Source organism: Pseudomonas sp. B5(2017) (assembly GCF_002112825.1).
GTDB lineage: Bacteria > Pseudomonadota > Gammaproteobacteria > Pseudomonadales > Pseudomonadaceae > Aquipseudomonas > Aquipseudomonas putida_Z.
In genome coordinates this window covers 27,028-40,835 of sequence record NZ_NEIR01000003.1, presented here as the reverse complement: position 1 = coordinate 40,835, position 13,808 = coordinate 27,028, and the positions used below count along the sequence as shown (strand labels likewise).

General features: G+C 60.5%; 13 protein-coding genes and 1 pseudogene. 8 read left to right on the top strand and 6 right to left on the bottom strand.

Features of this window, described 5'->3' with window-relative positions; translation table 11 throughout:
• Positions 1-247: 247 nt before the first annotated feature.
• Positions 248-1,090 (bottom strand): glutathione-dependent disulfide-bond oxidoreductase, encoded by an 843-nt coding sequence (gene yghU / locus CAG00_RS05220; RefSeq protein ID WP_085663653.1) that lies wholly within the window; start codon positions 1,088-1,090, stop codon positions 248-250.
• 200 nt (positions 1,091-1,290) lie between these two features.
• Between yghU and CAG00_RS05215 the strand changes: the two genes are divergently transcribed.
• Positions 1,291-2,337, top strand: a complete 1,047-nt coding sequence (locus CAG00_RS05215) for a dienelactone hydrolase (RefSeq protein ID WP_085663652.1) — start codon at positions 1,291-1,293, stop codon at positions 2,335-2,337.
• On the opposite strand, the gene CAG00_RS05210 is transcribed toward CAG00_RS05215, so the two are convergent.
• From CAG00_RS05210 to CAG00_RS29255, 3 genes and pseudogenes are all read right to left on the bottom strand, one after another.
• Positions 2,299-3,492, bottom strand: coding sequence for an MFS transporter (locus CAG00_RS05210; RefSeq protein ID WP_085663651.1), 1,194 nt, complete (start codon positions 3,490-3,492; stop codon positions 2,299-2,301). The genes CAG00_RS05215 and CAG00_RS05210 overlap by 39 nt on opposite strands.
• A gap of 729 nt (positions 3,493-4,221) precedes the next feature.
• Positions 4,222-5,808, bottom strand: a complete 1,587-nt coding sequence (locus CAG00_RS05205; protein WP_025338972.1) for an ABC-F family ATPase — start codon at positions 5,806-5,808, stop codon at positions 4,222-4,224.
• A gap of 32 nt (positions 5,809-5,840) precedes the next feature.
• A pseudogene (locus CAG00_RS29255) lies at positions 5,841-6,209 on the bottom strand (integrase).
• Positions 6,210-6,352: 143 nt separating this feature from the next.
• Here CAG00_RS29255 and CAG00_RS05195 point away from each other — a divergent pair.
• Complete coding sequence (locus CAG00_RS05195; protein ID WP_025338973.1) at positions 6,353-6,712, top strand: DUF6713 family protein; 360 nt, start codon at positions 6,353-6,355, stop codon at positions 6,710-6,712.
• Between the two features lie 39 nt (positions 6,713-6,751).
• On the opposite strand, the gene CAG00_RS05190 is transcribed toward CAG00_RS05195, so the two are convergent.
• Both CAG00_RS05190 and CAG00_RS05185 read right to left on the bottom strand, forming a co-directional pair.
• A complete protein-coding gene (locus CAG00_RS05190) occupies positions 6,752-7,426 on the bottom strand; it encodes an SOS response-associated peptidase (protein ID WP_085663650.1) in 675 nt (224 codons plus the stop codon).
• A 130-nt stretch (positions 7,427-7,556) separates the two neighbouring features.
• The gene (locus tag CAG00_RS05185; RefSeq protein ID WP_085663649.1) at positions 7,557-8,924 is read right to left on the bottom strand and encodes an HD domain-containing phosphohydrolase; all 1,368 of its coding nucleotides are present in this window, start codon (positions 8,922-8,924) and stop codon (positions 7,557-7,559) included.
• Positions 8,925-9,095: 171 nt separating this feature from the next.
• On the opposite strand from CAG00_RS05185, the gene CAG00_RS05180 reads away from it, so the two are divergent.
• From CAG00_RS05180 to CAG00_RS05165, 6 genes are all read left to right on the top strand, one after another.
• Complete coding sequence (locus CAG00_RS05180) at positions 9,096-10,022, top strand: cytochrome-c peroxidase (protein ID WP_085663648.1); 927 nt, start codon at positions 9,096-9,098, stop codon at positions 10,020-10,022.
• Complete coding sequence (locus tag CAG00_RS05175) at positions 10,019-11,830, top strand: DAHL domain-containing protein (RefSeq protein WP_085663647.1); 1,812 nt, start codon at positions 10,019-10,021, stop codon at positions 11,828-11,830. The genes CAG00_RS05180 and CAG00_RS05175 overlap by 4 nt, the downstream gene beginning before the upstream one ends.
• Before the next feature lie 18 nt (positions 11,831-11,848).
• On the top strand, positions 11,849-11,998 hold the full coding sequence (locus CAG00_RS28785; RefSeq protein WP_158091101.1) for a hypothetical protein: 150 nt from the start codon (positions 11,849-11,851) through the stop codon (positions 11,996-11,998).
• Between the two features lie 244 nt (positions 11,999-12,242).
• Positions 12,243-12,398, top strand: coding sequence for a hypothetical protein (locus CAG00_RS28780; RefSeq protein WP_158090330.1), 156 nt, complete (start codon positions 12,243-12,245; stop codon positions 12,396-12,398).
• 311 nt (positions 12,399-12,709) lie between these two features.
• Positions 12,710-13,042 carry a hypothetical protein gene (locus CAG00_RS05170; protein WP_085591161.1) on the top strand — a complete coding sequence of 111 codons (333 nt, stop codon included), beginning with the start codon at positions 12,710-12,712 and terminating at the stop codon, positions 13,040-13,042.
• 130 nt (positions 13,043-13,172) lie between these two features.
• Entirely contained in the window at positions 13,173-13,484 is a 312-nt protein-coding gene (locus tag CAG00_RS05165) for a hypothetical protein (RefSeq protein WP_085663646.1), read from the top strand.
• Positions 13,485-13,808 lie beyond the last annotated feature (324 nt).

Sequence of the window (13,808 nt, the reverse complement as noted above, 5' to 3'; positions counted from 1 at the left end):
GCAGGTGGGGGCTAATGCGAGGAGTGTACAAGAAGGGCTTGGCGGGCGCAGGTTTGCGCGGGGGCAAATGGTTTTTTGCAGGCGGGCATTGTCGGGCCTCCCAAGCCCGGCGCGAACCCTTGTAGGAGCGGCCTTGTGTCGCGATAGGGCCGCAAAGCGGCCCCGGCGATTTCACAGTGATACGAAGACCCTGGGGGCGCTTCGCACCCCTTTCGCGACGCAAGGACGCTCCCACAAGGGTGCCGCGTCAAGCGTCCAGGTCTGCCGCTGCATGCCGCTCCGGCACCTGGCTGGCCTCATCCCCCCAGGTCCGGTTCACCCGTGTGCCGCGCTGCACCGCCGGGCGCAAGGCAATCTCCTCGGCCCAGCGCTGCACATTCGGGTACTCGTCCACCGCCAGGAACTCCGCCGCGCCATACAGGTTGCCGCGCACCAGCTGGCCATACCAGGGCCACACGGCAATGTCGGCGATGCTGTATTCCTCGCCGCCCAGGTAGCGGCTTTCAGCCAGGCGCCGGTCGAGCACATCCAGCTGGCGCTTGGCTTCCATGGTGAAGCGGTTGATCGCGTACTCGAACTTTTCCGGCGCATACACATAGAAGTGGCCAAAGCCGCCGCCCAGGTACGGCGCCGCGCCCATTTGCCAGAACAGCCAGTTCAGGCTTTCGGTGCGTGCAGCTGGCGCTTTCGGCAGCAAGGCACCGAACTTTTCCGCCAGGTACAGCAGGATCGAACCCGACTCGAACACCCGCACCGGCGGCTCGACGCTGCGGTCGAGCAGGGCGGGGATCTTCGAGTTGGGGTTGACCTGGACGAAGCCGCTGGAGAACTGCTCACCCTCGCCAATGCGGATCAACCAGGCATCATATTCGGCGCCCGAGTGGCCCAGCGCGAGCAGCTCTTCGAGGGCGATGGTGACCTTGACGCCATTGGGCGTGGCCAGGGAGTACAGCTGCAGCGGGTGCTTGCCCAGCGGCAGGTCCTTGTCGTGAGTCGGGCCGGCAACCGGGCGGTTGATGCTGGCGAACTGGCCGCCGGACGCTGCGTCGTTGCGCCAGACCTTGGGTGGCACGTAGGCGGGCTTGCTCATGCATGAATCTCCTTCATTGGCGCGAAACGGTCACGTAGAGACGTGGACCTGCATCTATGCCACGGGTTCGACGAAAAGCGCAAATGCATAGGGCGCGGGCGTGAAGTGCATGACTTCGGTTTCATCCAGGTTTCATCCGGTGCAGCCCAGGCCGGTTCTATGCTGGGCTATCTCTTCGCCCTGCAAGGAACCGCCGGCCGATGACTCTCCCACGCTGCGTGTTGGCGCTGGCCCTGTTCGGCAGCCTGCTGGCCCACGCCGAGGCCGCGCCCTGGGTTGCCGGCCTGCACCACATGACCCTGGCCGACCCGGTCGACGCCCGGCCCATGCAGGCGCTGGCGTTCTACCCGGCCATCGGCAATACCCGCAGCAGCCGGATAGACGGCTACCCGATCGACGTGAGTGAAGAGGCGCCGGTAGCGTTGGGCCAGTTCCCGTTGCTGGTGCTGTCCCACGGCAATACCGGCAGCCCGCTGGCCTTGCACTACCTGGCGACGTCGCTGGCGCGCCAGGGCTTCATCGTGGTGGCGGTGGTGCACCCCGGCGACAACGCCCGCGACCACAGCCGCCTGGGCACCTTGAGCAACCTGTATGGTCGGCCGCTGCAAGTGAGTGCCGCGATTACGGCCGCCCGCGATGATGCCTTGCTGGGGCCCTACCTGAACGGTGGCAAGGTTGGGGTGATCGGCTACTCGGCCGGTGGTGAAACCGCCTTGATCCTCTCGGGCGCGCGCCCCGACCTGGACCGCCTGCGCAAGTACTGCCTGGATCGCCCTGACGACGCCGACGCCTGCAGGACCCACGGCGTACTGATTGCCGACCGCAGCGAGCTGGTGCCAGAGGCCGACCAGCGGGTGGGGGCGGTGATGCTGATGGCGCCGCTTAGCCTGCTGTTCGGGCGCCATGCCTTGGCCGGGGTGCAGGTGCCGGCGCTGATCTACAGTGGCGACAGCGACCAGCTGGTGGCGGTGGACCGCAACGCCGAAGCCCTGGCCCGCAAGTTGCCGGTCACACCGGACTATCGCCTGCTGGCCGGCGCCGGGCACTTCGTGTTCATGGCCCATTGCGATGCCGAGCAGTCCGTGCGGATGCCGGCGCTGTGCAAGGATGCCGCAGGCGTGGACCGTCGGCAGATCCACCATTCCCTGCAACGTGAAGCCGCGGTGTTCTTCAGCCAGGCGTTGGGCGCACCGCAGCCTGCCGAGCGTTCAGCCGCGAGCGGCGCGCCGCGCCAGCAACAGCGTTAGGCCCACACCGGCCAGGGCGAGCAGGGCGGCCACACAGAAGATCGAGGCATAGCCCAGGTGCGCGGCCACCGCGCCCATCACAGGTCCGGCGATGGCCAGGGCCATGTCGAAGAACACCGCGTAGGCACCCAGCCCTGCGCCGCGGCTGCTGCTGGGCACCTGCTTGATCGCTTCCACCCCCAGCGCCGGGTACACCAGCGACAGCCCGAAACCGGTAAGCCCGGCGCCGATCAGTGCCCACGGCGGCGACGGTGCCAGCCACAGCAGGCTCAGGCCGAGCACTTCGGTGGCCATACACGCGACCGCCACGTTGTAGCCACCAAAACGGTTGACCGCGTTGACGAACAGCAGCCGGGAAATGATGAAGCACACGCCAAAGGCACTCAGGCACCAGGCCGCGCCCGCCCAGCCGCGCTCCAGGTAATACAGGGTGACGAAGGTGGTCAGCGTGCCGTAGCCGATAGAGGCCAGGGTCAGGCCCAGGCCACAGGGTGCGACCCGGCCGAAGGCCGACCAGAAGGGCAGGCGCTCGCCACGCACCACCACCACGTCCGGCCGCTTGCGCAGTACCAGCAGGGCCGATACCGCCAGCACCAGCAATGCCGGCCCCAGCACGCTGAAGTCCAGCCCGTCCACGGCCAGTACACCCAAGGGGGCACCAATGGCGATGGCGCCATAGGAGGCGATACCGTTCCAGGAAATCACCCTGGCGGTGTGCTCGGGCCCGACCTGGCTGATGCCCCAGCTCAGCGTGGCCACGCCGATCAGCCCTTGGGCGAGGCCCAGCAGCAGGCGCCCGCCGAGCAGCAGCGCCAGGCTCAGCAGCGGTAGCGTCAGGGTCCAGGCCGATAGCAGGGTCAACACCCCGCAGCCGGCAATCCCCAGCAAGCCGAAGCGAATCGCCTGCTTGCCCCCCAGGGTATCGGCAACGCGCCCGGCAAACGGGCGGCTGAGTAGCGTGGCCAGGTATTGCAGGCCAATGGTCAGCCCGGCGACCACCGCGCCAAACCCCAGCTGGTCGTGCACATGGCTGGGCAAGACAGCGATCGGCAGGCCGATGCAGAGGAAGGCAATGAAGGTGTAGAAAACGATCGACAGGATCTGCAGGGTAATTTGCAGCGTGTTGCTGGCGGGGGCGGGTTGTTGCGCGGTCATGGGCTCGTTCGCGGGCGGGCGGTTGGGCGTGGCCCATCATGGCCGTTGCGCGAAAGAAATGAAAGCAGGCTAACGAATTATTCGTCGGGCAGTGCCAGCCTGTGGGATCGGCGGTGGATTCTTCGCGGGTGAACCCGCTCCCACAGGATTTGCATAGGGCTCAAGTGCTACGCAGTCCCTGTGGGAGCGGGCATGCCCGCGAAGAGGCCGGCCCAGCCATACAAGATGGCCAGGCCGCCGCATCAATCAGACCGCTACACCCTGGCTACGCAGATAATCGTCATTCGCGGGCTCGCCCGCTCCCACAGGATTTGCATAGGCCTCAAATGCTACGCAGTCCCTGTGGGAGCGGGTTTACCCGCGAAGAGGCCGGCCCAGCCATACAAGATGACCAGGCAACTCCATCAATCAGACCAGCACACCCTGGCTACGCAGTTAATCGTCATTCGCGGGCTCACCCGCTCCCACAGGATTTGCATAGGCCTCAAATGCTACGCAGTCCCTGTGGGAGCGGGTTTACCCGCGAAGAGGCCGGCCCAGCCATACAAGATGGCCAGGCCGCCGCATCAATCAGACCACTACCTGGCTACGCAGTTGATCGTCATTCGCGGGCTCGCCCGCTCCCACAGGATTTGCATTGGCCTCAAGTGCTACGCAGTCCCTGTGGGAGCGGGCATGCCCGCGAAGAGGCCGGCCCAGCCATACAAGATGGCCAGGCCGCCGCATCAATCAGACCACTACACCCTGGCTACGCAGGTAATCGTCGTAGGTACCGCTGAAGTCCACCACGCCATCAGCCGACAGCTCGATGATGCGCGTGGCCAGCGACGACACGAACTCACGGTCGTGGCTGACGAACAGCAGGGTGCCCGGGTAGTTTTCCAGCGCCAGGTTCAGCGCCTCGATCGATTCCATGTCCAGGTGGTTGGTCGGCTCGTCCATCACCAGCACGTTCGGCTTCTGCAGGATCAGCTTGCCGAACAGCATGCGGCCTTGCTCACCACCGGAAATCACCTTCACCGACTTGAGAATCTCGTCGTTGGAGAACAGCATGCGCCCGAGGGTGCCGCGGATCACCTGCTCGCCGGAGGTCCACTGGCCCATCCAGTCGAACAGGGTCATGTCGTCTTCGAAGTCGTGGGCGTGGTCCTGGGCGTAGTAGCCCACTTCGGCGCTGTCGGTCCACTTCACTTCACCCTTGTCCGGGGTCATTTCACCGACCAGGGTGCGCAGCAGGGTGGTCTTGCCGATACCGTTGGGGCCGATGATCGCCACGCGCTCGCCAGCCTCGATGGTGAAGCCCAGGTCTTTGAACAGCACCTTGTCGTCGAAGGCCTTGGCCATTTTCTCGACGGTGACGGCCTGGCGGTGCAGCTTCTTGGTCTGTTCGAAGCGGATGAACGGGCTCACCCGGCTCGACGGCTTGACCTCGGCCAGCTGGATCTTGTCGATCTGCTTGGCCCGAGAGGTGGCCTGCTTGGCCTTGGAGGCGTTGGCCGAGAAGCGGCTGACGAAGGTCTGCAGTTCGGCGATCTGGGCTTTCTTCTTGGCGTTGTCCGACAGCAGCTGCTCGCGGGCCTGGGTGGCAGCGGTCATGTACTCGTCGTAGTTGCCCGGGAATACGCGCAGCTCGCCGTAGTCCAGGTCGGCCATGTGGGTGCAGACACTGTTGAGGAAGTGCCGGTCGTGGGAAATGATCACCATGGTGCTGTTACGCGCGGTGAGGATGGTTTCCAGCCAGCGGATGGTGTTGATGTCCAGGTGGTTGGTCGGCTCGTCGAGCAGCAGCACATCCGGGTCCGAGAACAGCGCCTGGGCCAGCAGGACGCGCAGTTTCCAGCCCGGTGCCACTTCGCTCATCGGGCCGAAGTGCTGTTCCAGCGGAATACCCAGGCCCAGCAGCAGTTCACCGGCACGGGATTCGGCGGTGTAGCCGTCCATTTCGGCAAATTCGGTTTCCAGCTCGGCGACGGCCATGCCGTCTTCCTCGGTCATTTCCGGCAGCGAGTAGATACGATCGCGCTCGGCCTTGACCTTCCACAGTTGGCCGTGGCCCATGATCACCGTGTCGATCACGGTGAATTCCTCGTAGGCGAACTGGTCCTGGCGTAGCTTGCCCAGGCGGGTGTTCGGCTCGAGCATGACCTGGCCGCCGGACGGCTCCAGGTCACCGCCGAGGATCTTCATGAAGGTCGACTTGCCGCAACCGTTGGCGCCGATCAGGCCGTAGCGGTTGCCGTTGTTGAATTTGACGGAAACGTTTTCGAACAGCGGCTTGGAGCCGAACTGCATGGTGATGTTGGCGGTAGAAATCAAGTGCTTGTCCTGCGGGGGTTCCAGAGGTGTATTTAGGCCATCTCGTCAGTTTTGGACCAATTTTGGGCCAATCCGACTCGGGGCGGCAGCTTCTCCAGCTCCCTCCAGTCCGAGGAGGAGCTGATCCATTTCGCGTAGGTAGAAAGCAACATCTCGACGCTGTGACCAAGCTGGTTCGCGATGAACGTGGGTTCATCCCAGACATCAGGCATAGGGTGGCGTAGGTGTGGCGGGTGTCGTACTGACGGCGTTCACGGATGTAAAGCGCCTTGGGCGCCGATTTGAAGTGGCGGATTGTAACACTTGGTTCGTTGATCCACAGCCCACCTTTGCTCGGCTGGAACAGAAATGGGCGGATCGGGTGCGCTGGCTTGGGATGCCATGCGCTGGAGAGTTGCCATCTTCTGGGCCTGCTGGATGGCATTCAGCGCGCGCTCGTTGAGCAGCACTGATCTGCAAATACTTCTAAGCGTCGTATAGAGGCGCGAGATATCATCGTCAGCGCTTTACTCAGGGATGATCACTAGCTGAAGGGATTGCTTACATGGAAAGAAGCTATTTCGTAACGATGCTTGCACTGATTCTTCATCAAATAGATGCCGCGTATTGGCAGGAATGGGAGATGTTTTTCCTACCAGGTGGGGTACAGGGCTTCCTCCTGTTCAATATCTTGGCAATACCCGTGTTGCTGGTTGGTTATCGAAGCGTGTTGCTGGGTACGGTTAACGCGGTGTTCTTCGCCAAAGTTTGTGCCGGCCTAGGCCTGATCACGTTCCTTATCCATGCCGGCTTCGGATTGGCTGGATATCACCAGTTTCACCTGCCTGCTTCGATCTCCATCCTCATTCTGTGCTTGGCCAGCTCTGTATGGCTTATGGCAGGGATAAGATCCTCATCGCAATGATCGCAGGCGCCGCGCTTACGATCCTGCATCGCTGCGCATTCAAATCATACGCTGAAGCGGGTTCATCAGCTCGGCACCTTGATTACGCACATTCCCCACGGCGATACCCACCCGGTACCACTCGAAGGCTTCGGCCGGCTCACCCAGGTTGAGCACCAGCTGTTCTGCGCGCTCGCTGGGCATTGCTGCCGCGATCCACTCGTACGCCAGTTCTGGAGGCAACACGACAGGCCGGCGGTCGTGAACGTCGACCATTCCGCCCTGAGCGTCGGCGGTAATGATGACGAACCCGTCGTGCTCGGTGCCGGTGAACTGGCCGATCGAGGCGCAAAGGGCAGGGCGCCCATCCTGGCGGCGGATGTAGTACGGTTGTTTCTTCGGCCCACCTTCATCAACCCATTCGTACCAGCCGTCGACAGGGGTGATGGCCCGGTGCGGCCAGATCGCCCGGAAGAATGGGCCATGCGCCACCTTCTCGACCCGCGCGTTGATCGGCGCAGCGCGATCGGTTGCCCAATGCGGCCGCCACCCCCACCTCACCAGGTCAGCTCGAGGGCCTGCGTCATCCATCCGCAGTACCGCCACCAGCGTGGTCGGCGCGATGTTGTACCGGCCAAGCGGCTGGTCGCCGACGTTGTTCCGCCAGGCCTCTGGCAGGCTCAGGGTTTCAACGAAGTCATGTATGCCACGGTACTGGCTGAGCCTTCCGCACATACGCCCTCCTACCGAAACCTGAAGGATAGCCGTTGGCTGGTAGTAGTGCCGGCAGTCATACGGGGACGGCCAGGCTCTCCGCTTGCCACGATGCAGGGCGAACGGATTTCAGCGCCTGCCCGCAACGGGGTCAGCCTGCCGTTGCGGGCGATGGCTGCAGGCTGCCTGCCTGCTCGGGAACCCTGATGAACACGTTGTATCTGCCACCTTCCATTTCTTCGAAGGCAATCAGTTTTTTCACCAGCGCACCGTTCAGTACCTTGCCGGCATTCAATAGCAGCATGCCATTGTCGGCATTTAGGTTGCGCGCCAGTATCATGCCGTCTGCCAGTTCGTGCGTGCTCAATACCTTGATCGCCGGGTCGGTCAAGGTAATGTCGCGCATGTACTCGGCACAGACGTTGACGAAGTCTTCCACCAGGTCTGGGTCATACAGCTTTCCAGCATACTTGCGTATGTAGAGCAGTGCCTCATCGCTATTGAGCTGGCGATCCAGGACCAGCCCGCGCTGCAATTCGATGAAATCCACGGCCATTTTCAACCAGCGGGCGCCCAGTGGAATTGCCGCGCCCTTCAGGTGCCCCGGAAAACCGCTGCCATCCCAGCGTTCCTGGTGGTGAAGTATGAGTTGTGCAGCCTCTTTTATTGGCTCCAGGGTCATGACCAGCGCTTCGCTCTGTTTCGGGTATGACCGGTACAGTTCGCGCTCTGGTGGAGGAATGAGATCGGCAGGGCAGGTGAGCATGCTGTCGGTCCAGCTCATCTTGCCGATGTTGTAGAGGGCTGCAGCCATGGTCAGGTTGCGACAGCTACCTTCGTCCAGCCCATGGCTGGTGCAATACACCCGTATCAGTTCTATGACTTGCCGGTTGGTCTGCTTGGCCTTGGGCAGACGCAGGTTGCCTAACTGCGAAAAGAATTCGGTGCTGGTCACGTAACTGCGCTTGAGTTCTTCATAGGCAAGGTCAAGCATGTCGGCAGTTTGCTGCAACTCGGCGGTGCGCGCCGCTACACGCTGTTCAAGGCTTTCGTTAAGCGCCTTGAGTTGCTTGATCTGAACCTGAGTCAGCTGTTCCAGGCGCTTTCGTTCGCTTTCCGAATGTTGGTGGGCCAATGCCTGGCGCAATGTGACCAACAGCTCTTCATCATTCCAGGGTTTGCTGATGTAACGATAGATGTGCCCATCATTGATGGCTTTCGCGATGGTGTCCGTGTCAGCGTAACCCGTAAGCAGAATGCGCAACGTGTCGGGAAAACGCTCATGTACGTGGGCCAACAGTGTTGCCCCGTCCATGTTTGGCATGCGCGCATCACTCATCACCAGATTGATCGGGCGTTGTTGGAGCAGTTGCAGGGCGTCGGCACCGCTTTCGGCAAGGAGGAGTTCGTAGGGTTGGTTGCGAAGTAGACGACGAAGGCTGCTGAGAATCGAGGGCTCGTCGTCAACCAGAAGTATCACCGGCTTGGCTGCTGCGCCATCGGTAACGGGTAGCTCCATGGGTCCCTCCCTGCCGGTCTCGGCCAGACTACTCCCTGGCCACAGCCTAGATGATATTTGCCCCCGCCGTTAGCTTTTGTCTGTTGGCCTCACTATGCTCGGAGGCAGGTGCATCTCGCCAGGGAGGGTTGTGCTGTGCCGACTTGTCTGCAGGTTCGCATCGTTGCCTCGATGCTTGTCGTTTTGCCGGCATGGGGGCTGGCCCAGAGCATTGGTGGGCCGCTCACGCCATTGCCGGCGGTGCCTGAGCTTGACCCTGCCCGGGTGGAGCTGGGGCGCAAACTGTTCAATGACTCGCGTTTGTCCCTCGATAACAGCCAGTCCTGTGCTGATTGCCATCGCCTGGATCGCGGTGGCGCGGACGGGCAGGCGCGCTCGCCTGATGCAGATGGCAAACCCTTGCCAGTTCACACACCCAGCGTCTTCAACGCCAGCCTGAACTTCCTGCAGTTCTGGGATGGGCGCGCGCAATCGTTTGACGGCCTGGTGCACCTGGCAACCGGTAATACGGACGGCAAAGAAGATGGCTGGGCTACCGTGGTTCAACGAATTGCTGACGATCCGGCCTACCAGACGGGGTTCGCCGAAGCCTATGGCAAACCAGTGACCGCCATCGATGTCAAAGATGCCCTGGTTACGTACCAGCGCACCCTGCTGACACCCGATTCACGCTTCGATCGCTATCTGAAAGGAGATACCAGCAGCCTCAGCCTGGAAGAGAAACATGGCTATCAGCGCTTCCAGGAGTACGGTTGTATAGCCTGCCACCAGGGCGTGAATATCGGCGGCAACATGCTGCAGAAGTTCGGTGTTTTCGATGATTATTTCACCAACCGTGGCAATGTTACCCGGGCAGACCGGGGACGCTACAACGTGACAGGTGACCCGGATGACCTCCACCTGTTCAAAGTTCCAAGCCTGCGAAACGTGGAGGTGACCGCCCCTTATTTTCATGACGGTTCGGCGCCCACCTTGGAAGCAGCCGTCGATGCCATGTTTCATTATCAGTTGGGACGTACGCCGAGCGACGATGATAAAGCGCTGATCATCAAGTTTCTCCAGACCCTCACCGGCCAATGGGAGGGTAAACCGCTATGAGGTTGAACGCTCGGCGCAGTCTGCTGCTGTTGGCTGCGTGCGCCATGTCGCTGGCTTCCGTGCTGGTCTACCTGTACTGGATGTCCAGGTCCGATGAGAGTGGCAACTACGCCCAGGCGCGCGATCTGATTCGCCAGATCAAGCAGTACGATGCGCAGTGGGAGGGTGCGGTGCTCAAGGCGCGCACCACCACCAATTACAACTACGACCCGCTGGTGCTGCCGTTGATTGAAATGAAGCGCCTATGGCGGGAATTCCACACGCTGGAAGGGCGTCATCAAAAAGCGGAAATGCTCGCTTGGCAAAAGGCTTTTCGCGATTACCAACAGTCCTTTGACGACAAGGTCCTGCTGGTCTCGCGCTTCAAGACGCACAATGCGATCCTGCGAAATTCCCTGGCTTTTCTCCCGGCTGCAGCCGATGTAATACAGGTGCACCTTCGTCAATTGGTCGATGCCGATACACTGCGCCTGCGCAGAATCACCAGCGATACCTATGACTTGATGCTGAGCAGCCTTGAGTTTGCCCAAACCACTACCGATGAAAAAGCTGCCGACATCCTTGTCGGACTGAACAATCTTTCGGTCAACAAGGAGCGCTTGCCCGTCGATTTTCAGGTGCCCATCGATACCATCAGCAAACACATAGAGTTGATTCTTCGTGAGCAACCCAAGGTCGACCAACTGCTAGAAGCGATCGAGGCGGTTCCGATTGCCGAGAGTCTGGACGCCATTGCGCTGATGCTGGACCGCGACGAGCAAGCAGCAGCGCTGACGGCTCAGCGATACCATTTCTATCTGTTGGTGTTTTCCACCCTGCTGGTATTGCTATTGCTGTACATGGGGATGTGGTTGATGCGTAGCTACGCCGAAATAAACCGTGTAAACCGAGCGCTGGTGAGTGCCAACGACGAATTGGAACAGCGGGTCGAACGGCGTACCCAGGCACTTACCCAAGCCAGCGCAGCACTGCAGCGCGAGGTGGATGAACGCCGGTTGCTCGAGAACCAGTTGGTCCAGTCCGAAAAGCTCGCCTCGCTCGGTCAGCTGGCAGCCGGCGTAGCCCATGAAGTCAACAACCCGATTGGGTTTGTCTCTTCCAACCTCGGCGCACTGGATGATTATTTCGGCCGTTTGCAGGACATGCTGAAGGCATATGCCGACGCGGAAAATACTCGGGTTCCGAACGCGCTCGGCGCGGAGCTGGCGAAGTTGCGCACGGAAATCGAGCTGGATTACTTGCTGGAGGATATTCCGGCGCTGATCCGCGAATCCAAGGACGGTATCAGTCGCGTTGCGCGGATCGTCAAGGACCTCAAGGACTTTTCGCGAGTAGAGAGCAGCCATGACTGGCAAGTGGCAGACCTGCTTCAAGGCATAGAGTCAACGCTGAACATTGTTGCCAGCGAACTCAGGCACAAGGCGGACCTTGTCAAGGATTACAGCCCATTGCCGCCGGTCGAGTGCCTGCCTTCGCAGATCAATCAGGTAATCATGAATCTGCTGGTCAATGCCACCCAGGCGATGGGTGCCGAGCGTGGCAGAATTACCCTGCGAACCGGTGCCAGTGACAAGTGGGTGTGGATTGAAGTCGCAGACAATGGTTGTGGCATTCCTGCCGAAAGCCTGCAAAAGATCTTCGATCCGTTCTACACGACGAAGCCCATCGGCCAGGGCACCGGGCTGGGATTGTCACTTTCGTACGGAATCATCAAGCGTCATGGTGGCGAGATCCGCGTAGACAGCGAGGAGGGAGTCGGTACGACATTCAGGGTCGAACTGCCCATCCATCAGGCCCGGTCGGCCTGAGAGCAGCAGGGAAGTGGAATGCAAATTGCTGTGACCCTCTGGGGCATCGATCATGCGGAGTACGCAGAAATGACTCAGAATGACCGCTACTACATGATCTTCGTTGTGGTTGCTGTACTGGTCCTGGATCTGGCGGCGACATTTGTGTTTCTCAAGGCAATCGCCTGACCCCCGTTTGTGGGCCTGGTTGTACCCGAAATCGGGGTCATCTGCAGAGTGACTACCCGGTTTGGGACAAGTTTTGTCCGCCCCCTGTCTGGTTCATGGCCACACGGCGCTGCACGCCCTTGAGTCGACCGCCAGCTGAAATCTCGCCCGCAAGATGACCAGCGGCGTACCTCTGCCTGAACATCCCTCCTTTGTGCGGTCCAACGTAAGCAAGGCCTGGTTTCATCTGGCCGGAGGTACGCACATGAAACGCAAGACTGCATGGGTCGTAGTGTTGTCAGGGTTGCTGCTGCTCGGTGGTTGCTGGCCATATTGGCACCACGGTGGGCATCACGGCGGCGGCCATCACCGGCATTTCAACGATGGACACCATGGTGGTCAGGACTACCGCCGCTATTGATGCAGGCAGCAATCCCTTCCGCTTGCGGCCAGGCCTGTGCGATTACACTGCAGGACAACGCAAACTCGCCCAGGCTGGCCTGTCTGGAACTTGCCCGCTTATCCATGAACGAAGGTTAACTTCGCGGGGAAAGCCCGCCCTGAAACCGATATAGCCAACAAGCATATTGCCCGGCTGACGTTGAGCAGTAACATGGGCAAACAAAAACCAAAAAAAGGCATGCGGCTTGGCAACACTTTCCCAAGTTACTCGATGGGGCGGCAGGAGCGTGTCGCGTGAAGAGCTCAAGATCGGTAGCAGGTGCAATACTGATGTCCACTTTCGCCACACTGTTCATGGCAGGCTGCGCACATGACCCCGATGTGCGTGAGGGCCATGGGTATGCGGCCGGGGCCACGGAAAGAAGTACGCCGGCGTACCTGGGATGCGTCAAAAGCGAACTTCAAGGGAATGTGAAAACCTACCAGGTCGATGGCGATAACTCGGTCAGACTGTTCGTCGATAGTACCGACCCCGACAAGGCGGGTGGCATGGTCGAGGTGCGGGGCACGGGTAACCAGCGCCAGTTCGCGGCCTATCAACGCGATGCCTGGTACGACCATGGCAGGCTGCTGGACGCCGCGCTGATGTGTTCCAAAGCATGATCAACTGACCCTCGTGAACAAAAAGCCCGCCCTCGAGAGCGGGCTTTTTGCATTTGCCGACCCCAGCGGCAATAATCCGCTCATTTGAACGGAGAGCACCAGGTTGGAAGCAAGAAGCGTTGTCGCGGAAATGTTCATTGGAATGCCGACGCATTTCTGGGTGTTGCCGGTTGCCGGCCTGGTCGCCTGGTTCGGCCTGAAATGGGCGGAGCAATCCGATAACCGCGCCACCATGCTGCGGGCCGTGACCTACCTGCTGCTCATCGCGTTGGCGGTGTTGCCCAACGGCTTTTATGCGCTGTTTCCCCCGACGCCCGACATGCCCGAGCTGTTGTTGAATCGTGAACCGCTACCGAACTACGAAGGCCGCTTCTATCTGGATGCGTTCTACGTGTTCAGTGGGTGGGCACTGAGCAAAGTGGCAAAGCTCAAGTTCAACTAGGAAAACGCTGAACGAGCCGCTCGAGGGCCAGCACCGAGCGGCCTACTGTCTCATGTTGCTCGATAATCTGCCTTGCTGTCGAGCTGACCCAGGCTCAAGTTGAAAGGTTCGTCAGGAGCTTGAAGCAAACACGATTTGTTTGCATTTATCAAGGTGTGGCTCGGCTACTTTTCAACTAATACCTTCCTGTTAAGACCAACTTTCAGTTACGCCATCCTGCAGTGAGGAAAGGGCTAACTCAAAAGTAATAGATCAAGTAGGTTTTTGCGAGCCTCGATGATGATCCTCCCCGCAAGAGACCTTCCTTAAATATTTTAAAGCCCG

Excerpts from the sequence above, each read along its gene's own strand:
- yghU (WP_085663653.1), bottom strand. The coding sequence starts at position 1,090 with ATGAGCAAGCCCGCCTACGTGCCACCCAAGGTCTGGCGCAACGACGCA.
- CAG00_RS05215 (WP_085663652.1), top strand. The coding sequence starts at position 1,291 with ATGACTCTCCCACGCTGCGTGTTGGCGCTGGCCCTGTTCGGCAGCCTG.
- CAG00_RS05210 (WP_085663651.1), bottom strand. The coding sequence starts at position 3,492 with ATGACCGCGCAACAACCCGCCCCCGCCAGCAACACGCTGCAAATTACC.
- CAG00_RS05195 (WP_025338973.1), top strand. The coding sequence starts at position 6,353 with ATGGAAAGAAGCTATTTCGTAACGATGCTTGCACTGATTCTTCATCAA.
- CAG00_RS05190 (WP_085663650.1), bottom strand. The coding sequence starts at position 7,426 with ATGTGCGGAAGGCTCAGCCAGTACCGTGGCATACATGACTTCGTTGAA.
- CAG00_RS05185 (WP_085663649.1), bottom strand. The coding sequence starts at position 8,924 with ATGGAGCTACCCGTTACCGATGGCGCAGCAGCCAAGCCGGTGATACTT.
- CAG00_RS05180 (WP_085663648.1), top strand. The coding sequence starts at position 9,096 with ATGCTTGTCGTTTTGCCGGCATGGGGGCTGGCCCAGAGCATTGGTGGG.
- CAG00_RS05175 (WP_085663647.1), top strand. The coding sequence starts at position 10,019 with ATGAGGTTGAACGCTCGGCGCAGTCTGCTGCTGTTGGCTGCGTGCGCC.
- CAG00_RS28785 (WP_158091101.1), top strand. The coding sequence starts at position 11,849 with ATGCAAATTGCTGTGACCCTCTGGGGCATCGATCATGCGGAGTACGCA.
- CAG00_RS28780 (WP_158090330.1), top strand. The coding sequence starts at position 12,243 with ATGAAACGCAAGACTGCATGGGTCGTAGTGTTGTCAGGGTTGCTGCTG.
- CAG00_RS05170 (WP_085591161.1), top strand. The coding sequence starts at position 12,710 with ATGTCCACTTTCGCCACACTGTTCATGGCAGGCTGCGCACATGACCCC.
- CAG00_RS05165 (WP_085663646.1), top strand. The coding sequence starts at position 13,173 with ATGTTCATTGGAATGCCGACGCATTTCTGGGTGTTGCCGGTTGCCGGC.